The sequence below is a fragment of the Paenibacillus sp. FSL L8-0708 genome (genome assembly GCF_038009325.1).
Classification (GTDB): Bacteria; Bacillota; Bacilli; order Paenibacillales; family Paenibacillaceae; genus Paenibacillus_AQ; species Paenibacillus_AQ odorifer.
Genome location: NZ_JBBPBC010000001.1, coordinates 2,337,076 through 2,356,682, shown reverse-complemented (window position 1 = coordinate 2,356,682; position 19,607 = coordinate 2,337,076). Strand labels below are relative to the sequence as shown.

The window sequence follows — 19,607 nt, the reverse complement described above, 5'->3', positions numbered from 1 at the left end:
GTCATCCCCTCCGAAAATAATGCATATATACATCTTCTAATGAAGGATTCACCATCAGTGCATTCTCAACTGGCAAAGTCTTGCTGACTACCCGAACCACTAGTCCAGTATCTGTCTGCTGCACATTCACTACAGTTCCATTCTCTTCGATTTGAGCCAGCAACCGCCCGGGGACATGTGCCTCCCAAACCTCTCCTTGCAATTCATTGGTCAACTCCTTAATTGTTCCTTGACGAAGTAACTCTCCTCGCCCCATCAGTAGCACCTGTTTAGCTATATGATCAACATCAGAAACGATATGAGTAGACAAAATAACGATGCACTCATTTGATATTTCAGAAATTAAATTTCGAAATCTTACGCGTTCCGAGGGGTCAAGTCCTGCTGTGGGCTCATCCAGAATGAGGATGCCCGGATTATTAAGCAATGCTTGAGCGATACCGAGTCTACGTTTCATCCCGCCGGAATACTTACCACATTTTTTATCCATTTCTCCGGATAGATTAACCATTTGAGCAAGAACCTCTATACGATCACTCGCCTCCTTCTTGGTCAACCCCTTTAGGGCAGCAACATAATACAAGAAATCGCGAGCTGAAAAATGATTGTACATCCCCAGTTCCTGCGGTAAATAACCTATCTGAGCCCGGTACTGATCCCCCATATCATCCTTGTTTTGTCCATCTAAAAGTACATTTCCACGAGTCGGATACAGAATATCTGCAACAATACGCATCAATGTCGTTTTTCCTGTTCCGTTAGGTCCTAGAAGACCATACACACCAGGTGACATAGAAAGGTTGATCGTATTTAAAATTCGCTTTTTGCCGAAATCATGTACAATATTACATAGTTTAAGCTCCAATCAGAAACCCTCCCCTGCTCAATATTCTGGATTGAAACCTCATGGCTAGGCTAAATACCACTGCCGACAGAACGCCCAGTCCCATTAACCAAAATAACTCGACCGACATCGTCCATCTCACTGCAAATTCTCCGGAAAATAAAATCATCCAAAAGAGAGGCAACATGAAGAGTACGGTCATTAATTGTCTAAAATTACGTATCAGCGTGGATAATACTAACGCTACCGCCGCATTGTTTAGGATCGGGATGCACCATAGCAGGGTCATACGCAGCATAAACTCCGTTCCCCCTACCGGGGTTACCATAGCAGTTACACTAACGTTAATCAGTAGTGAGATCACCCCTGCCATAAGGAACCGAGCTTGCACATACCGATGCAACGGGATTCTAAAACTACGTGCGAGTTCTCCCATTCCACAGAGCGTATTCCGAGCCGTATGAGAGACGACCACCAGTAAAGGAATACAACCCACGATGGACAGAATGAACATAGGGCTAACAATCTGCATAACACTCAGCACCAAATATCCTACTACAAACAAGATCACACCAAGCACAACCTCTTTCCACCATCCCTGTGAAAAAAGAATCCTCAGCTGTTGCCGTGCAAATAGAGGAACGGGTGGTACTGGCGCAGGTAAAGCCCGCTTGGATTTTCTCCACCTGCTCATGGCTTCTTCTGCAAAACCGTCAAGGCGTGGCGGTTCAGGAATGCACCTGATATAATTCACGATCTCCTCTACAGACTCTGCTGTCATCTCATCCTGTAAATTCAGATTGAGGTAATCTTGATGGTTACGTTTAACCCTCATTTTCCTGCTCCTTTCTTTAGGGGTTGGGATATGTCCTCTTGCTTGGAATACCTTAGTAAATCACGTAATTTAATCAGCGATCGGCTTACCCTTGACTTCACAGTAGATTCAGGTTCATCAGTTACGGCAGCTATTTCTGTAAACGTAAATTCATATTTATACCTTAACAAGAGCGCATCCCTCTGTTCCTCTGGCAGTGAGTAAATCGCGGCGTATACCTGCTTAACCTCTTCACGAAGTAATATTCCTTCAAGAAAATCTCCTTCGACTGTGATTTCATCAGATAAGCTTTGATTCAACTCTGCTTGCCGAGCACCTTTGCTGCGAAAATAGTCAATGCAGACATTTCGCGCGATCGCCATCAACCAAGCTCGGAAACTCCCCTGTTTATTTTGATAGCTGTCAAGCTTGGCCCATGCTTTTTCATACACTGTCTGTGCAAGATCCCAGGCCAATTCGTCATTATGTATTTTTCATCTGATGAATCGATAAATATCACTATAGGTATGCCGAATTAATAATTCCACCGCTGCCTCATTGCCCTGCTGCGCTTCTGTGACCCATTTGTCCTCCCCGATTTAATTCCCCTCCAATCTACCAATCTACTAAATATAACGAAATCGCCTACAAAGTAGACGCATCACATTAAAAAGACCAACCAGAAGGTTCTGGCTGGCCGAATATTGATTAGATTATGTACCCGGTTCAAATTATGAGTGAACATTTTTAGCTTGTATCTTAGTGAATTATATAACATTGATTCTATTAATTTCCATAGTGTACATCCATTACAATTGGTCTTTTTGTGAAAATCTTCGTAAATGGTGGATTATTGTTCGATGAAACAAATGATGCTGTCTATTCTTTTAATAGTTTCTAGCCCGACATTTAAAAGGGTCACAACAGCCTCAAATACATGGCAAATGTGACCCTCTTATAATAAAAACTATAATTCACCGATTAAATAAGAAAACTGAAAGCCATTCATCGTTTTGAAATCCCAGCCCGCGGAATTTAATGTTTGAAAAGTAGGAATAACAAGATTATAAATTTGCTCTGAAGTCGAATTTTCAATGAACTCATCAGGCATTTGTTTTACTTCGTATCCCGCAATCCCTTGACACAGCCATTTAGGAGCAAGTGAATTAAGGTCACCGATTAACCACATTGTAAACAAGTGCAGCGTGGATTTAAGAATAGTTTCATAGTATGCTCTGGTCCTGGATTCAAAGGAGAAACAATTTTCAATTTTATTCCCTCAAAAGTGCCCATGAACCAATTAGGAGCGTCTACTTCACCAACAGCTCTTTAAGTTCACTTCTTAATCTCTCTAATGCTCGGTACAATCGTTTCTTAACCGCACTTTCTCGCATTCCAACAATCTTAGAGATCTTTAACAAGGTGCAGTCTACAAAAAAGCGCAATGAAATAAAAGCCCCAATATTCATTTTTCACAATATTCTGTGCGATTTTGAAGATCCAAGTGAATAAGCTCGAATTCCCTTTAAATGTTTGGATTTTTTCCATGGCCTTTAAGAAAACCTGCTGCGTTAAGTCTTCCGTGCTACCCGAGTTTACTTTCAACGAAAGATATTTATGGATTCTTTCGCGATATTGATTATAAGTGATTTCAAAGCTTTGCTTGTCTCCCTGTTCATCCGGATAACCAGTGGATTTGTCATGAGCTCCAGACATTGTAAGAACCTCCTCTTGACCTTACATTTAATTAGACACCGCAGGTTGATTGAAAGCCACATGTCCGTTCAAAAAAATCCATTATAAAAAACTGTCGATTGCTAGACAATTATATAGAGCCAAGTTATAGTATTGATAATACTTTTAATAACCATTTTCAAAAGTCTAGAGGTGAATAAAATAAACCAAATCGCAAACAATTCTATTCGTGTGAAAAAGATAAATCAGGAGCTTATCAAGCAAGCCTTGAAATCGATGAAGGAAGGAACCAAATCCACGATTGCAAGTGCCACCGGATTAAGTATTGCTACCTGCGGAAATATCCTGAATGAGCTTCTGGAGACTGGTGAAGTCATTGAGACTGAACTGGAGGCTTCAAATGGAGGCCGACCGGCCAGACGATTTATCTATAACGCTGATTTTTCCTATATTGCATGTATCTATGCCAAAATTGAAGATGGCCAGAAATCCATAACCTATGCGGTGACCAATTCAGTTGGTGATCGTGTGGATCATGGATGGATGGAATTAGAGTACGTAGATGCTGCAGCCATCGACCATCTGCTGGATACGCTTATCCAACAATATAACAATATCAAGGCAGTAGGGATTGGGATTCCCGGCCTTGCTCACCAAGGTGTCATTAATATCTGTGACATTAAAGAGTTAATGAATGCTCCCTTAGAATCACTGCTCAGAGAAAAATACGAGCTTGAAGTCACGATTGAAAATGATATGAATCTGACCGTTTACGGGTTCTATAAACAGCAGGATTATGAAGAGGATAAAACCATTGTCGTAGTGACCTTTATCAAAGGTGCTTTTCCAGGCGCCGGGATGATGATCGACGGGCATATCCACAAAGGTAATACCAGATTTGCTGGTGAAGTCTCTTTTTTACCGTTTGGAATCTCGCGTGAACAGCAATTGAGTAGCTTGGACCACACGGATACCTTCATCCCTTTGGCGGCTCACACTATATCGTCCCTGATTGCAATTATTAATCCAGAGACCATAGCTCTCACAGGAGAACAAGTCAAACAAGAGAATGTGCGGCCGATTTATCAACGTTGTCTGGAAGTGATTCCAGAGGAGCATATGCCTCACTTAATTGTGCTGGATCAACCTGATGATCATTACATGAACGGATTAATTGCGATCACACTGGAAAGCTTAACCTACTCGTTGCAGCTGGTTGAGAAGCGCCGGTAAAACATAAAACTAACATACACTTCAGGAGGAACTACGAATGGCAACAAACAAAGAAAACATGATTGCAGGAAAGCTATATATGGCAGGCGGTGAAGAATTAGCAAAGGATAACAAAAGATCCAGAATGCTCACTCGTTTATTTAACAATACGACGGAAGAACAAGGTGAATATAGAGTAGAACTACTCAAGCAATTATTTGAGTCTACAGGAAAGTCATTATATGTTGAACCTCCTTTCCGTTGTGATTACGGCAGTAATATTACCGTTGGCAATAACTTCTACGCTAATTTTGACTGCATTATCCTTGATGTAGCTAAAGTAACGATTGGTAACAATGTTCTCTTTGGACCTAGAGTAGGCGTATATACTGCCGGTCACCCCATAGATGCGGATGTGCGTATTAGTATGCTTGAATTCGGTACACCGATTACCATTGGAAACAATGTGTGGGTTGGTGGAAACGCAGTAATCAATCCTGGGGTAAAAATCGGCAACAATGTAATCATCGGTGCAGGTTCAGTCGTGACTAAGGATATCCCTGACAATGTAATTGCGGTGGGGAACCCATGCAAGGTATTAAGAGCAATCACCGACGAAGATAAGCAACACTGGGAAAAACTTAAAGAAGAGTATTACAGAGACATTGAGCAATAAAGTAACCCGTTCTGGGAGGATCTCAATTTGAAAAAGCGCTTCGGGGGATTTAACAAGATTTACGCCATGCAATTGGCAACCATCTTTTTAGGATTTATAGTGTTTGGCATATCGGAAAATATTAAGGGACCTGCCATTCCGCGAATCCAATTCGACTTTAATCTGGACGAGAAACAGCTCGGCACCCTTTTATCCCTAAATGCATTAGGTTATTTGATCGCCTGCTCCTTTACAGCTGTATTGGTTCGGAAGTGGGGGATCAAGGCTGTCAGTATCATTGCTTTTGCATCCATGATATTCTCAGGAGTGTTAATCTATATCTCCCACAGCTACCCCTTTTTCTCAGCTTCTTATTTCCTGATGTACATCGGAAACGGAATGCTGGAGATTGGTCTTGCCATTTTGGGAGCACGCATCTTCGTAAAAAATACCGGGACGATGATGAACTTATCCCATTTTTTCTACGGATTTAGTTCAACCTTAGCTCCACTGCTGGCAACAGGACTCATGTCGGTAAGTATATTTGGCCATCCACTCGACTGGCGCGGAATGTATCTGATTATGCTAAGCTTATCTTTACTGCCTATTCTATCTGCCTTGCGCAGTACATTTCCGGGTGACGATCTTCCGCAAGAGGACCGGATCCCATTAAAAACACTGGTCCGCGATCCCGCTTTATGGCTGATGGTGCTTATTCTTTCTTTCGGTGTAGTGTCAGAGCTTGCAGTAGGTGGATGGCTAGTGAATTTTTTGGAAAAAGCATACTTGTGGGATACAGTTACAGCTTCTGGTATGTTGTCCACCTTTTTTCTCTGCTTCTCGCTAGCAAGGCTCCTGCTGGGGCCGGTTACAGATAAGATTGGTTTCAATCTATCGCTTATCATTTTTTCAGCCTTCTCTGCCTTATGTACGTTTGCTGCTATTTTGGGTGGGGAACAGCTCGCGTTTCTATTCGCAGCAGCAGGCATAGGTATCGCTATGATTTATCCGACCGTCATGGCGTTTATCGCAAAAAGGTATCCGCATGGCAGTGACACTGCCATCACCTTTACAGTTACACTAATGGGAGTCGGTAGCGTGATTGGCAACTATGCCATAGGTGCAGTAATCGAAGGTGTAAAGAGGCTTTACGGAGCAGAAACACAAACTGGCTTGCTACGTGGTCTTCAAGCTGGGTATGGTTTTATCGGTTTGTGTGCAGCTATATGCGCGATATCCGGTTGTGTTTTATATCGTTATTTAAATCGCCGCCAAGAACTTATCTAGAATAGTTATCGCACTTATTTCTGCTCATCCATGCAAAAAACCTGCTGATTTTATGGCAGGTTTTTTGTTGCAAATAGCGACCAACCTCCTACCATCGGACTCAAATGTCCTTATTGGCTTCGAAATAGACAGAAATGAGGTTATTCGGACCCCATAGTCGTTATTGAGTTGTTTTTGTGCAAAAACCGCTGTCTTCTGACCAGATAACGCCTCCTGAGTCCGAACACTCCGCCTAATGAAGCTAAATCCCGAAATAGCGACTATACAGTCCGCAACAATGACCTCTGAGCTGGTGATCACCATCCCATCCCATCCCATCAATTATCGCAGACCTCCCACCAGCTCCATTATTTTTCTAACAATCTGCTCTTCACCGCTACTAACCTTTTCCGTTGCAACTTCTCCCAAAGATATATGATCGCCAACACAAACCGAATGTGCGGAATGTCTAAACATTTCTATATCATTAGCATCGTTACCAAAAGCAATAAATTGCTGCGGTTCTATGCCTAACCTCTTTAGTCCTGTCCATTTGTTCACACCTTGTGGACTTATATCCATAATATCTTCTTGTCCATGCTGGTAGATCACAATCGGCAGATTTTGCAGCTTATGTATAAGTTGTTCCCCGTTCAGACTGCTCAAAATAACTACCTTCACAATCTCATCCAGCTCCGACGGAGTTACATTTTTGGCGCGTTGTTCTGGATCTACATTTCTCCGGATGGGATGGTCTGCAGAACCCGAATATGCATAGTCCCAATGACTATCAATCAAATAAGTTGCATCAAATTCTTCAATCAAATTCAGGAGGTTGTCCGCAGTCTGTGGGTCAAAATGTATCGTCGAAATAACCTCCCCACCCTTTGCAATAAACGCGCCATTCCCGCCAACCATAGAAAAATGATGCATATGAGCAGGCAACACAGGCAATAAATCACGAATAGGCCGGGCTGACGCAAAAATAACCTCATGTCCTTTTTCAATTAGAGAATCCAAGGCTTGTACAATAAATTTACTCAAAGGTTTGCCGCTAAAACAAATCGTCCCATCTAAATCAAAAATAAATTTCATCGTTTATATCCTCCCTTTTTTCTCTATAATAACGAGTTCAGATATAATGGAAAGGACCGATGTCCAAAAAGGAGTAAACGATGAAATCTATTCACGATCCAAATCTGATATCACATTACATTACACAATTTAATCTAGACCAAGTATTCACAACGTCAACACATGCTTTAATCCAGTTACTTGTCTATGAGCAGAATGAAATCATTTTGCGTGAGGGGGATGAGCTGGACGGAATTTATTTTCAAGTGGAGGGGCGTACCAAGGTTTCTTCTAGTGTGGGGACGGGAAAATCCTTGTTATTACGTTTCTGCTCACCCTTGTCATTATTCGGGGATATTGAATACGTGCAGGAAGTTGTGATCCAATCCCAAGTTGAAGCGGTACAACAAACCAGCCTCTTATTTATCCCGAAACAAAAGGTTGAGTCTGACCTAATGGATAACCACAGGTTTAAAGACTTGTTGCTGAAACATCTCTCCTACAAGCTTCTAACCTGCACATCCGCATCCCGAACGAACTTGCTGGGCTCTGTAGAAGAAAGGTTTGCAAGTTATTTATTGACCATTCAACTCCAACGTGAGTTTGGAAAAGAAATTCAGACACCCTATATCCCAGATATAGCCTCTTTGATTGGGACTACTCCCCGCCATTTAAACCGTGTCATTCAGCGGCTCACCGACATGGGAATTTTATATAAAGTTAAGCAAGAAATTATTGTACTCGACTGGGAGCGTCTGGATGAATTATCTAACGGAATAAGATTTGAATAGCCTAAAAACCCCTCATTTAATTGAGGATAAAATGATCGATGTCATCATAACGGATATCGATCTTTTCTCCGTTTCTTTTGACAAGATTTATATACAGAGGAGCTGCATCAACACTTCCGCCACCCACCAGCACATGGTAGTTTTCATTAATTTCATATTTACGGATGTACAAACCTGAACCAACGTCTTCAAAGGGATGACCTTCAAAATCCTTCCACGACAACGCCTCGCCTTGCTGAGCTAGATCTCGTATTTCATCCATGGATAATATCGCAGCTTTTTTATCATTACATCCTGAAAGTATAATCGTCAAAGCAAACAATAACAGCATTATCAAGTTACGCTTACTTTTCATTCTTAAACCTCCAAACTCTATAATTTGTTATTTATAGGAAAATATAAGGTAATAATAACATAGCTTAGACTAGCTTTGAATGGAGTGTGACCAGTTTCAGCTCTGAATGCTAGAAATTTAAGTTCCCCACAACCTCCTCAGTTTCTTCCTGCAAATCTATTTTAAATTTGACGTTAATTTGTTATGTATGCTCTAATATAAATGAAGGGTGGAGCTGCATGTTATCATTTTTACTAACTTTAAAACGTTTATTCTCGGGCTTATGGAAAGCGCTCAAACGTAAAAATTTCCAAGCATTATTCTTATTAGTTTTGATGACGTTGTTGTCTGGAACCATTTTTTATGTCAAACAGGAAGGTTTGTCTGTTCTGGATGCTATTTATTTCTGCGTTGCAACGCTTAGTACATTAGGTCATCCAACGTTCGTTCCTCAGACAGCACTAGGAAAAATATTTACGATTGTTTACATTATTGCAGGCACAGGGTTGTTCTTGGGAATGATCGGGTATATCGCTTATGAACTGATCAAACAAACCGATAAAGATAACAATTAAATAATGAAATCCAAACTCATGACAGTATTAAGAGCCTTGTTAGCCGAAGCTAATGAGGCTCTTTTTTTTCAATTAATCGCTTATATACTAGTCCATAAATCACTAATATTATAGTATTAAATGCATATTTGTATAATCTGCTGAGCCAACTGATTCACTTTAATGGGTTTTAGATCCTTGTTGAAAAGACCTACGGCTTGTACAAAAGGAACCATGACAACCGCATCAGCACGATCCCCGTAAACCAGACTTGGTTTTACAATGCCGATATTTTTGCCGCTTGTAAGGGCGATATGCTCTCCTCTATGCTTGGATTCAAGAAATGGTTTATTTTTAAAGGGCATTCCCATCCGTCCTGAAATATAACATCCCTTGGGAATGTTCAATCTACTCATAAGCTCAACCATAATGTTTACCAGCTCAGCATTTAGCTTTTCGAAATCCTCCTTGCTGTTTGCTGTAGCAGTGCCGACCAAATCAACGATGGCATCCGCTTGTTGAGGTAACTTACTAATGTAAGAATCGATATCAAAAATATCGACAGACATCCATTTTATCCGATTGTGATTAACGAGGCTCGGTAATAACTTTCCAGGCTTTCCGTTTCGGGATACGCTGATGATCTGCACCTGAGGATCTTTTCTTAACCATTCTTCCGACAAATGTGTTCCGATATAACCACTTCCACCTAACAAAATCACATTTTTCATCTCATGTCACCCTTCATCATCATTTATAGTTTTAGGATCTGATTCTGCAGAATCTTTGATGAACTCATCGATATGGTCAAACAGCCTTTTGAGTCTGAAAATATCACTTTTAAGTACATCCAAATAATAATAATTTTTGGTGCCTTCCTGATCAAAACCAATCAAATTAGCCTCTTTTAATACCTTCAAATGATGAGATACGGCTGGACGGGATAAATTGGTCCTTTGTGTCAGCTCACCAACTCTGATTCCTTTTTCGCAATCACTTTCACCTTCAATCAAAGCAATGATGATGGATTGACGTGTCTCATCTCCAATGGCTGCAAGAGCTTTACTGCATTCACCAAATTCTTCAGCCAGATTTTTTAAGCGTTCTTGTCTGTCCATAAGCTGCCCCTTTGGGTTTAATGGTTTAATCATATGAACTATTGTATATTAATTTTCGACCAATAATTCATCGGTAAAGAAAATCGAGACCATTAATATTCATCTCTGGCGATCCTCAAATAAATAAAAAAGACCATCTCTATTAGAGCGGTCGAAAATTATAGAGCAAATTTGTAATAGATAAATTCACTCAAAAGAATTGCCCCCTATTACTTCATGGTGTAAAATATACTTTCGTTTAATTTGATAAAGGGGGCTTTTAATTTTAATGACTTTATTTCTTACATACGTTTTGCTCGGCTTCTCCATCGCTCTCCCCGTAGGTACCATTACCATTGAAATGACCAAACAAGGCTTGAAAAATGGCTTTATGCATGGTTGGATTGTTGGCCTCGGGGGAATGACCATCGACCTCTTCCTAATTCTAGGCTTATACCTGGGTCTAGCCTCTATTCTTTCCATGCCTATCATACAAGTGATCATGTGGCTAGTTGGGGCTCTGTTCCTGTGCTACGTTGGCTATGACAGCATCAAGAATGCAGATCATGATATTTCCCTTGGAGGTGAGAAGACGTCCAAATCGCTGTTCTCTTCTTACAAAAATGGTTTGCTAGTAGCGATCTCACCAGGAAACCTGGTATTTTGGGTAAGTGTCTTTGGTACCGTATTGTCCGACTCCTTTGACCGTACTAATACGGGCAGCTTTTTGCTAGTGGGATTAGGTATCCTGATTGGTATCCTACTCCATGATATTGGCCTGATGACGATTGTATCCACCACACGAAAAGCAATGAATCGGACAGCTATTAAATGGGTGACTATCAGCGCAGGTTTTGTATTAATCGGCTTTGGGGGGTATTTCTTCTATCAATTCCTGCGGAGCCTCCATATTTTTTAACGTAAAAAAGCCGTTCTCTTATAAAAGAGAACGGCTTTAAATGTCTTTTTCACAGAAATCCTTAGAACACCCGCTTCCTTAAACCCGATAGGTGGCTACCATAATTAATTAATACAGAACTGTATCAAATTTCCGAATCCTAATCTCTCTGCTAACATCGTTCGTACCCTTTTGGAAGAGAATATTAATAAATCTCCATATCATTCAAAAGTGTTAGTTGCCTGCGCATCCGCCAGTATGATCAACCCAATCTTTCCGTCCTCATCATAGGTTGTTGAAAGCAGATATTTGGCTCTGAGTTCTTTTTTGGAAAGCGATTTAAAATCTGATGTATATTCTTTTACTAGTTTCTTTGTTTCTGTATCGTAATAATATTCCAAATATTTAAAAGATTTCATACTTTCCGAAGCATTCTCTATCGCATATTTCTCTCCATATAACTCTTTAATTCTCTCTTTGTTCGTACCAACTTCAGCTCCTCGGGCAGTTTTATATGCCCCCTGAGATTCTCTTCCCAATGTTATGGCTACAGCCTTATCATATCTGTAGAGTACACTCACTCCTGAATCATATGTATACCAATTGGAAATTCCTTCATTTCCAGTCCCCAGAACCTTCTCCGCATTCTTACGACTCATGCCATAGCTGACTCTTTCCCTGCTGTTATCTACCTTGTAAATGGCCATATCCTGTTTGGAGAAAGTATCGGGCTCCATCTTATAGACCTTAGCATTACCACTGCTGCAAACTGCCAGTACAAGAAATACAGGTATTAATACTAATAAGGTATAAATTCTTTTACTTTTCAATAATTTTCCTCCTCTAGTTATATTCGCTAATATTAACACAGTAAATTTTAACCAACCAAGTAACTATCTAATAGAAAAATAAAAAAGCCGCCAAAATGGCGACTTCTTCTTGAGTCAGAACACCCGCTTCTGATTCCGATCATCAATAATAATCTGCACCGCTTCCTTAAACCGTAATGCATGCACAATCTCCCGCTCCCGCAGGAACTTAAGGCTATCCTGCAGATCCACGTCATCCGTCATGTCAATCAGCCACTGATATGTAGCCCGGGCTTTTTCCTCAGCCGCAATGTCTTCATAAAGGTCTGCCAGCGGATCTCCCTTAGCTTGAATATAGGCTGCGGTGAATGGAACTCCACTAGCATCCGTGTAGAACAGGGCATGATCATGCGCTACAAAATGTGGCCCTAATCCCGCTTCCTCTAATTCGCATACCGAAGCATCCTTCGTCAGCTTGTAGATCATCGTGGCAATCATCTCAAGGTGAGCAAATTCCTCAGTAGAAATATCGTTCAACACGCCAATAACTTTATCTGGAATCGTGTATCTTTGATTCATATAGCGTAGTGCAGCGGCGAGCTCGCCATCTGCGCCTCCGTATTGCTCACTCAAATAACGCGCCATCCGGACATCACATTTACCCACCCGTACCGGATATTGCAGTTTTTTTTCGTATATCCACATTCGGGAACTTCCCTCCTCTAGAAAAATAGTTCCTTACGGTTATACTCCTCTTACACCTGCCAAGGCCAAGGGGGTTGATTCCATTCCCATGGACATTTAGAATAAGCGCGGCCAAAATTCTGCAGCGGACCATATAACTCCTGAAAATGATTCGCTAGCTTAGTTCGTTCCAGCGTAAGCTGATTAAATTGTTCAATACTTCTCAGATCGTCAGGATGCGTATTTAGGTATAAGTTCAACTCCACTAAGGCAAAATCAAGGGTCTGCAACTGTTCAAGCAATTCATAATAACGTTGGTCGCAAGGATTTGCCTCCATAGTCTATTTCCCTCCTCCTTTGCACTTGGATTCATACGGACTAAATAGTGCCGGCCAGAGCGTTCCATACTTCAGAGCCTCCTGCAAACTAAACTGTGGCAAATCGGGTGGCTGAAAGGTGATAAATTGATTGGGTGGAACTACATACGTCTTGAACGGCACCGGTGGGCAAGGATCAAACGGGCCCCTAAAGGGGGTATACCTCCGCAGCTGTGATTCCATCTTTTTTGTACCTCCTTTGTTCCTGTTCCTTCTTTAAAGACTCTGAACATTACTCCCTTAGCTAACTTATGACAGCAGGACACAATATAAAACGTTATTCACAAAAAAAGCCCATTAGCAATTTTTTTTGTGCAATGTGCATGACAAATAAGCTGTCTCCGGAAAAGTACCGAAAACAGCTTATAACTTGGGTTTTTTAGTATTCAGCTTAGGGCTTCGCTCTTTTGAACGAATCTTCGTGGGTAATCTCAAGGATATCCAACATAAATACAAAGATAGGAATACCAAGAATAAGTCCCCAGACACCCATATAATGCTCAGAGAACAACAACACGCTAAAGGTGAAAAACATCGGCAAATTCATTTTTGTGGACATCAACTTAGGATTCAAGAAATAGCCTTCGATAAAATGCAACACCGCAATAATCGCCAGCACATAAGTAACTGTCATCAGACCGCCGATGTTGTAACCAATTATTAAAAGCGGAATGAGCGAAATCAAAAAACCAACCACCGGGATGAGACTGAGCAGAAAAATCAAAATCGCTAGGGCAAATAAATACGGGAAGTTAAGCAGCCACAAGCCAATAACAGTAAGACAGGTGTTGAACATGGCAATGAGAATTTGCGCTTCAATTACTTTCCCAAAGGAAACGATGAATTTTCGGCTGAAATACTCCAGATCTATATAAAACCAGGCAATCCTGCTCTCTCTCATCCTGGAAGTGAAACTGACGACCCGGTTCTTCTCCAGAATAAACACAAAGCTTAAAATGGTTGATACTACGAAAGTTGCACCCCAGTTGCTAACCTGCAGCACATAATCGATGCCTCTTTTGATATAGGACTGATAGTTAAGGTCCCTGAACATTTCATACAAATATAATGTAATCTTGTTCTGCGGAAGATCCTCTGACTTGAGATTGGTGAGGAAGATGGCTAATTGCTTAATCTGCTCCAATACTTTAGGAAGATATTTTGCAAAGGCCAGTACAATCAATGCGATTAAAGCAAGGTATAAAATGACAATAATCACCTTACTGTTAACCTTCATAAATTTACCAATTCGCTTACTGAGCACAATCTGAAAGCTGTTCATGACAAAAGCAATCAGAAACGTCAGCAGCACCAGATTAAGCATCCCTCGAACCATGTACAGCAGCAACCCGATAAGTGCGAGAATAAAAAAGCGTCTGGTAGTAATATTCGTGTAGAATCGCTTGAATACATTCATTGATCTTGCTCCATTCAATTGCGATTAATAATGTTAAACTTCAAAGGCTATAAAAAGGAAAACTTAGCCCCCACAAAAAAGCCGATAGAAACAAAAAGAAGTGACCAGGTTAGCGCTCCTGCAGTCGTTATTAGTATATATTTTTTGAAAGACATAGCACTGATACCAGAGATATAGCTTGATACATGCCTCAGACCGGGAATAAAATAAGCAATGAAAATCGCCCAGTTTCCGAACCGCAAAAACCATCTTTTCATACTGGCAAAACGCTTGGGTGTAAGGCCAACCCACTTGCCGAATTTTGCTACCACAGGTTGTCCTAGCCTTAGACCAATGGTATAGCTGATAAGCATTCCTGTGATGGATCCCATAAAGCAAACCAATACGGAAAGTGAAAAATCCAAAACCATAACGGAGGATAAATAGCCTACAAACAGCATTAACACCTCATCAGGCACAGGAAGTCCGATAATCCCAAGTGCCATAAGGCCAAATATGGCTAAATATCCATATTGTGAAATGAACTCTATAATCCAAGGCATGGGTGTATCACTTCCTGTTGAAGGATTTTTTAAGGGACGGAAATGGGATACGGCTGATCATCATTACGGACAGCAATGCCATTAATCCGATGACCAGTCCTGGTTTCATCCGTTCATCTAGTAAAGAAATCATCGACAGAATGACTCCAGCAGCAGTAATGGGCATCCCCACGAACCCTTTGGAAGGCGCCGACAGATTAAATCTGGCCAAACGAAGTGCGCCACAAATCAAAAAGAAAACTGCAGCTGCAGGTCCAATCCAGTCGGCATCTTCTAACCTATATAACAAGATAAGGAAGGTAGGCGCTAAACCAAATGATATAATATCCGCCAATGAGTCCAATTGTTTACCGAATTCACTAGTACATTGCAATATTCTTGCCAGTAATCCATCCAGTACATCACATATTGCCGCGAGCATTATCATTAATAAAGCTAGGCTATATCGTTCTTGAATCGTAAAATACAAGGATAGTGATCCTAGTCCCAAATTTCCGAGTGTGCACGTTGAAGGCAACCAGTTCAATTTCATACAATTTCACCCCTTTCATAGCAGTATTTCTGTTGATTCGGTTTAACCTTCAAAGGTCACTGTAAAGCTGACACCGTTCTTCGTATTTTTCACTGTATAGAGACATGCGTGCATATCTAGTATTCGCTTCGCGATGGAAAGCCCAAGACCCGTACCGCCTGTCATTCGACTGCGGGATGGCTCAGACCGATAGAACCGTTCCCAGATCTGCTCCAGCTGATCTTCAGGGATTGATTCTCCTATATTTTGAATAGTGAATACAATAGTCTGGGCATGACTCTCAATATTGACGGTGATAGAACTTCGTTCTTCCGCATGCCTAATAGCATTGGTCATAAAATTTAGCACAACTTGTTCGATCCAGTTCATATCAGCATAAATTGGTAATTCATTTGCAGGAATAATGATGACCTCCAAATGTTTTTCACTCAGCAAGTGGACCAGCTTGTCCGTCACCTTTTCCGTCAGTTCACTTAACATAAAGGAAGATTTCCGTAGTTTAATCGTGCCCGACTCCAACCGCGCTAGATCTAGCATATTTTTAACAAGAAACTCCATTTTATCGGCTTCCTCAATAATCACTTTAATGTAGTGATCCTGCTTGCCGGCGCTAACGCCGTCTTCCAAGCCTTCAGCAAAACCTTTGATAATACTGAGGGGCGTCTTCAATTCATGGGAGGCGTTGGCAAAAAAGTCCTGCTGCATGATCTCCATTCTTTGCTTCTGTTCCATATCCTCAACTAGCTGCTGATTGGCCTCTCTTAACTCCCGTAAAGCAGAGTCCAGACTTAGTGATAAGGTGAACATGCTGTTAGAAAGGCTGCCTAGCTCATCCTTCTGCCGAATCGATGTGTCCCCTGTAAAGTCCAGAGAAACCATCCGTTTTGCTATCTTGTTTAACTTAATTAGCGGACGCGTTACCATTTTCGAGAAAAAGAGAGAAAGCACCAGAATCAGGACAAAGCCACCCATTCCCAGATATAAGAAGAACCAGCGTAACGCATCGTTCGAATCCTTAACTTCCTGTAATGAAGTGACTGTGAATAGTAATTCAATTTCTCCGTTACTTTGCTTCAAGGGCAGAATAACCACAGAATTGCGACTCCCACTCCAGGGAGCAACCCAGTCTCGTTTCTGTATTTTCAAATTTTTAAAGTCTTCTATCTGCGCTGGTGTCAAAGGAAACCATTCCTCAAGAGCTTCAAACATTATTCCCTGGCGTGGATTCCATATTTTTAAATCAGGCAGTACAACTTCTGCAACAGTACCAGATGCATGAATCGTCCCAGTCTCTCCCGTCTCCCCTATGGTTCCGCCCCCTTTTTTTGTAATGCTTATGGGGTAGAGTATAACGGGTGAAGCACTGTCTTCATCCAGAAGTTCGCCTTCCACGCTCAACTGATCATCTACTTTAATCTTTGCTGCTCTCAGTGAATCTCCGTACTGATTCATGAATAGGGATAAAGAAACAACCATACTCTTCCCGTCATCATCGATTAGCTTTATATGAAATGGATCTTCTGAATTCATCCTTCCATCCAGCTTCAAAATAACCATTTGTGTTTTATTCCGCAGCATAAACCGGACAAGCTCCTGAGAGGTTCTAGTGCTTCCCCATGGTTCGCTAATATATCTTGCCGCAAAGCTCTTAAGGTGTTTCTCCACACGGTGCTCTTTTTGCTTCTGATAGAAATTGTCAAACAACAGCAATTGGCTTAGAATCACCATGCCATAGAAGCAAAGGAAAAAGATAACGGTCATCACAAACAGTTTAAAAGTAATTCCCCGTCTTCTCATGCCTCTTCCTCGAACATGTATCCTGTGCCAATTACCGTACGAATAAAACGTGATTCATAACCCAATTTACTTCGCAGCTTTTTGATATGACTGTCCACAACTCTGGAATCTCCTTCAAATTCAATTCCCCAGATCCGACTGAGGATCGTATCCCTTGAAATGACAATCCCTTTATTTCGTATTAAAAGCCATAAAAGATCATATTCCTTAGGGGTAAGCTCCACTTCCGCATCTTCTACCTCCAACCGATGAGCCAAGGTATTAAACATCGCGGAACCAAATTTTATTATGCTAGATTCAGGCTGATGGGTGCCTTCAACCCGTTTCATAAGTGCATTTGCCCGGGCTACTAGCACCTTTGGACTAAATGGTTTTGTAACATAATCATCGGCTCCTAATTCAAAACCGTAGATTTTGTCGTCATCTGTAGACTTGGCGGTTAACAAAATGATGGGTACCGCTGATTTCTCACGAACTTCACGGCACACTTCGAAGCCATTCATAGCAGGCATCATGATATCCAGAATCAGCAGATCCGGCAGCAGTGAATCAAACCAAACCAATGCATCTCTTCCATTATCCGCTTCAAGTACCTCCCAATCATTCTGTAAGAAATAATCAGATACCAGTTCACGAATACGAATTTCATCCTCAACGAGAAGAAGTTTCTTTTTCAATCTAGACCCCGCTTTCAAACAATTAATATACATTAGCATAGACGAGCGTTATGTCCTTTATGTGTCCACAAAAAACTCCCCCTGTCATGAGCCATACAGCTCTTGCAGGAGGAGTTCATTATATCCCTGATCAACCGGAACAATACGTTACAATTTTTAATAGGTTATTCTTTATCCTCATTCAGTTCTGATGAGGTTTCTTCGTCCTCGACACGTGGTTCCCGGTGGATATTAATTCTAGTGATACGCAATCTTGTTGATTCCTCGACTTCAAAAATAACATCTTCTACTTTGACACGTTTTCCTTTGGTTGGATTACCCTCCAGCTCCTTAAACAACCAACCGCCGATGGAATCCACCTCATCGTCTTCAATCACAACACCCGTAAGATCGTTGACATCCTCAATCAGCATCCGGCCCTCAACAGAGATATACTCCCCATTATGTTCCACACTTGGACGCTCATCTTCGAACTCGTCATGTAAATCACCTACGATTTCTTCCAAAATCTCTTCTGCTGTCAGCAAACCTGCTGTGCCGCCATATTCATCGACAACTAACGTCAGCTGAGCCTTATTCTTCTGCATAAAACGAAGAGTATGGCTGATCTCCATCGATTCCGGAACGTTAAGGATAGGCCGAACCAGAGTTGTAAGGTCATTCTGCTGCTCCGGGGGAGCAAACAACAGGTCGGTAATATGAATAAAACCGATAATACGGTCTTTATCTTCCAGGGCAACCGGATAACGCGAATGTCTCGTTTCGGTAATAATCTTCATATTTTCTTCTAACGAAAGATTGCTGTAAAGCACATCCATATCTGTACGAGGCAGCATGACTTCACGTGCAAGCAGATCTGAGAATTCAAAGATATTATCCATTAGTTTCATTTCATCTTTGTCAATGACACCACTCTTGGCGCTCTGATTCATCAGAATACGTATTTCCTCTTCCGAGTGTGCTGCTTCACTTTCATTTGCAGGCTCCACACCGACTAACCGAAGCAACGCGTTGGCTGAAGCGTTCAGCACCCAGATAAAAGGCATGAACACATTATAGAAGAACATCAGGGGTGCAGATAACAACAGTGCCGAACCTTCTGTTCTTTGAATCGCGAGCGATTTAGGAGCAAGCTCCCCAAGTACAATATGTAAAAATGTAATGATCGAAAATCCAATAATCACAGATACGGTAGAAATCAGGGTATGATCGGTGATCCCCATCTGGTACATTAAAGGTTCGACCAACAACTCAGAAATCGCAGGCTCTCCAACCCAACCTAAGCCCAGCGACGCAAGTGTTATCCCAAACTGAGTGGCGGATAAATAGGAATCCAGTCTCTTATTTACTTTCAGAGCATATCCAGCCATTTTATTACCTTCACTGACAAGTTGGGTCAGGCGGGACTGCCTGACCTTAACTAATGAAAATTCCGCTGCTACAAAAATACCGTTCAATAATACGAGCACCAGAACCAGCAAAAGATTAAGCAATAATCTCCCTACTTCAAATTCCGTATGCACCACTTAACAACGCCT

The 19,607-nt window shown here is 41.4% G+C and carries 26 protein-coding genes; 6 read left to right on the top strand and 20 right to left on the bottom strand.

From position 1 onward, the window contains the following. Window position 1: 1 nt before the first annotated feature. From NYE58_RS11125 to NYE58_RS11100, 6 genes are all read right to left on the bottom strand, one after another. Window positions 2-865, bottom strand: a complete 864-nt coding sequence (locus NYE58_RS11125; protein ID WP_341001892.1) for an ABC transporter ATP-binding protein — start codon at window positions 863-865, stop codon at window positions 2-4. Next, entirely contained in the window at window positions 855-1,679 is an 825-nt protein-coding gene (locus tag NYE58_RS11120) for a hypothetical protein (RefSeq protein WP_076277526.1), read from the bottom strand. Before NYE58_RS11120 ends, NYE58_RS11125 begins: the two co-directional genes overlap by 11 nt. Then, window positions 1,676-2,134 (bottom strand): RNA polymerase sigma factor, encoded by a 459-nt coding sequence (locus NYE58_RS11115; protein WP_341001891.1) that lies wholly within the window; start codon window positions 2,132-2,134, stop codon window positions 1,676-1,678. Before NYE58_RS11115 ends, NYE58_RS11120 begins: the two co-directional genes overlap by 4 nt. 491 nt (window positions 2,135-2,625) lie before the next feature. After that, window positions 2,626-2,847 carry a hypothetical protein gene (locus NYE58_RS11110; RefSeq protein WP_341001889.1) on the bottom strand — a complete coding sequence of 74 codons (222 nt, stop codon included), beginning with the start codon at window positions 2,845-2,847 and terminating at the stop codon, window positions 2,626-2,628. Between the two features lie 121 nt (window positions 2,848-2,968). Next, a complete protein-coding gene (locus NYE58_RS11105) occupies window positions 2,969-3,127 on the bottom strand; it encodes a sigma factor-like helix-turn-helix DNA-binding protein (protein ID WP_341001888.1) in 159 nt (52 codons plus the stop codon). Further along, a complete protein-coding gene (locus NYE58_RS11100) occupies window positions 3,063-3,374 on the bottom strand; it encodes an RNA polymerase sigma factor (RefSeq protein WP_341001887.1) in 312 nt (103 codons plus the stop codon). The genes NYE58_RS11105 and NYE58_RS11100 overlap by 65 nt, the downstream gene beginning before the upstream one ends. A 171-nt stretch (window positions 3,375-3,545) precedes the next feature. On the opposite strand from NYE58_RS11100, the gene NYE58_RS11095 reads away from it, so the two are divergent. The 3 genes from NYE58_RS11095 (at window position 3,546) to NYE58_RS11085 (ending at window position 6,507) form a co-directional block, all read left to right on the top strand. Then, the gene (locus NYE58_RS11095; protein ID WP_256719068.1) at window positions 3,546-4,586 is read left to right on the top strand and encodes an ROK family protein; all 1,041 of its coding nucleotides are present in this window, start codon (window positions 3,546-3,548) and stop codon (window positions 4,584-4,586) included. A 37-nt stretch (window positions 4,587-4,623) separates the two neighbouring features. Then, window positions 4,624-5,241, top strand: coding sequence for a sugar O-acetyltransferase (locus tag NYE58_RS11090; RefSeq protein WP_076277527.1), 618 nt, complete (start codon window positions 4,624-4,626; stop codon window positions 5,239-5,241). A 66-nt stretch (window positions 5,242-5,307) separates the two neighbouring features. Continuing rightward, on the top strand, window positions 5,308-6,507 hold the full coding sequence (locus tag NYE58_RS11085) for an MFS transporter (RefSeq protein ID WP_076104606.1): 1,200 nt from the start codon (window positions 5,308-5,310) through the stop codon (window positions 6,505-6,507). 321 nt (window positions 6,508-6,828) lie between these two features. Here NYE58_RS11085 and NYE58_RS11080 read toward each other — a convergent pair whose 3' ends face one another. Beyond that, window positions 6,829-7,581: an HAD-IIB family hydrolase gene (locus NYE58_RS11080; protein WP_076277529.1), complete on the bottom strand. Its 753-nt coding sequence runs from the start codon at window positions 7,579-7,581 to the stop codon at window positions 6,829-6,831. Between the two features lie 80 nt (window positions 7,582-7,661). On the opposite strand from NYE58_RS11080, the gene NYE58_RS11075 reads away from it, so the two are divergent. Beyond that, complete coding sequence (locus NYE58_RS11075) at window positions 7,662-8,351, top strand: Crp/Fnr family transcriptional regulator (protein WP_076277530.1); 690 nt, start codon at window positions 7,662-7,664, stop codon at window positions 8,349-8,351. A gap of 16 nt (window positions 8,352-8,367) precedes the next feature. On the opposite strand, the gene NYE58_RS11070 is transcribed toward NYE58_RS11075, so the two are convergent. After that, entirely contained in the window at window positions 8,368-8,706 is a 339-nt protein-coding gene (locus NYE58_RS11070) for a hypothetical protein (RefSeq protein WP_076187103.1), read from the bottom strand. 218 nt (window positions 8,707-8,924) lie between these two features. On the opposite strand from NYE58_RS11070, the gene NYE58_RS11065 reads away from it, so the two are divergent. Further along, window positions 8,925-9,260 (top strand): potassium channel family protein, encoded by a 336-nt coding sequence (locus NYE58_RS11065; protein ID WP_076124810.1) that lies wholly within the window; start codon window positions 8,925-8,927, stop codon window positions 9,258-9,260. A 116-nt stretch (window positions 9,261-9,376) separates the two neighbouring features. On the opposite strand, the gene NYE58_RS11060 is transcribed toward NYE58_RS11065, so the two are convergent. Together NYE58_RS11060 and NYE58_RS11055 are read right to left on the bottom strand one after the other, a co-directional pair. After that, a complete protein-coding gene (locus NYE58_RS11060) occupies window positions 9,377-9,970 on the bottom strand; it encodes an NAD-dependent epimerase/dehydratase family protein (RefSeq protein WP_341001885.1) in 594 nt (197 codons plus the stop codon). Between the two features lie 6 nt (window positions 9,971-9,976). Continuing rightward, entirely contained in the window at window positions 9,977-10,390 is a 414-nt protein-coding gene (locus NYE58_RS11055) for an ArsR/SmtB family transcription factor (protein WP_076277532.1), read from the bottom strand. A gap of 235 nt (window positions 10,391-10,625) precedes the next feature. Here NYE58_RS11055 and NYE58_RS11050 point away from each other — a divergent pair, with 235 nt between their 5' ends. Next, window positions 10,626-11,255, top strand: coding sequence for a LysE family translocator (locus tag NYE58_RS11050; protein WP_076219042.1), 630 nt, complete (start codon window positions 10,626-10,628; stop codon window positions 11,253-11,255). A 200-nt stretch (window positions 11,256-11,455) separates the two neighbouring features. Here NYE58_RS11050 and NYE58_RS11045 read toward each other — a convergent pair whose 3' ends face one another. The 10 genes from NYE58_RS11045 to NYE58_RS11000 all read right to left on the bottom strand — a co-directional run bounded on the left by NYE58_RS11045 (window position 11,456) and on the right by NYE58_RS11000 (window position 19,592). After that, entirely contained in the window at window positions 11,456-12,064 is a 609-nt protein-coding gene (locus NYE58_RS11045) for a hypothetical protein (RefSeq protein ID WP_076219041.1), read from the bottom strand. A 114-nt stretch (window positions 12,065-12,178) separates the two neighbouring features. Further along, the gene (locus tag NYE58_RS11040; protein WP_036684067.1) at window positions 12,179-12,748 is read right to left on the bottom strand and encodes a manganese catalase family protein; all 570 of its coding nucleotides are present in this window, start codon (window positions 12,746-12,748) and stop codon (window positions 12,179-12,181) included. A gap of 50 nt (window positions 12,749-12,798) precedes the next feature. Then, window positions 12,799-13,065 (bottom strand): spore coat protein CotJB, encoded by a 267-nt coding sequence (locus NYE58_RS11035; protein WP_036684069.1) that lies wholly within the window; start codon window positions 13,063-13,065, stop codon window positions 12,799-12,801. Between the two features lie 3 nt (window positions 13,066-13,068). Continuing rightward, the gene (locus tag NYE58_RS11030) at window positions 13,069-13,287 is read right to left on the bottom strand and encodes a spore coat associated protein CotJA (protein ID WP_036684070.1); all 219 of its coding nucleotides are present in this window, start codon (window positions 13,285-13,287) and stop codon (window positions 13,069-13,071) included. Between the two features lie 208 nt (window positions 13,288-13,495). Then, complete coding sequence (locus NYE58_RS11025; RefSeq protein WP_341001883.1) at window positions 13,496-14,521, bottom strand: AI-2E family transporter; 1,026 nt, start codon at window positions 14,519-14,521, stop codon at window positions 13,496-13,498. A gap of 47 nt (window positions 14,522-14,568) precedes the next feature. Further along, complete coding sequence (locus NYE58_RS11020) at window positions 14,569-15,063, bottom strand: DedA family protein (protein WP_076100017.1); 495 nt, start codon at window positions 15,061-15,063, stop codon at window positions 14,569-14,571. A 7-nt stretch (window positions 15,064-15,070) separates the two neighbouring features. Then, window positions 15,071-15,595 carry a CDP-diacylglycerol--serine O-phosphatidyltransferase gene (gene pssA, locus NYE58_RS11015; RefSeq protein ID WP_076219640.1) on the bottom strand — a complete coding sequence of 175 codons (525 nt, stop codon included), beginning with the start codon at window positions 15,593-15,595 and terminating at the stop codon, window positions 15,071-15,073. 42 nt (window positions 15,596-15,637) lie between these two features. Continuing rightward, the gene (locus NYE58_RS11010; RefSeq protein ID WP_341001881.1) at window positions 15,638-17,392 is read right to left on the bottom strand and encodes a sensor histidine kinase; all 1,755 of its coding nucleotides are present in this window, start codon (window positions 17,390-17,392) and stop codon (window positions 15,638-15,640) included. Continuing rightward, on the bottom strand, window positions 17,389-18,069 hold the full coding sequence (locus NYE58_RS11005) for a response regulator transcription factor (protein WP_341001880.1): 681 nt from the start codon (window positions 18,067-18,069) through the stop codon (window positions 17,389-17,391). The genes NYE58_RS11010 and NYE58_RS11005 overlap by 4 nt, the downstream gene beginning before the upstream one ends. Window positions 18,070-18,233: 164 nt before the next feature. After that, window positions 18,234-19,592 (bottom strand): hemolysin family protein, encoded by a 1,359-nt coding sequence (locus tag NYE58_RS11000; RefSeq protein ID WP_076135925.1) that lies wholly within the window; start codon window positions 19,590-19,592, stop codon window positions 18,234-18,236. Between the last annotated feature and the right edge of the window lie 15 nt (window positions 19,593-19,607).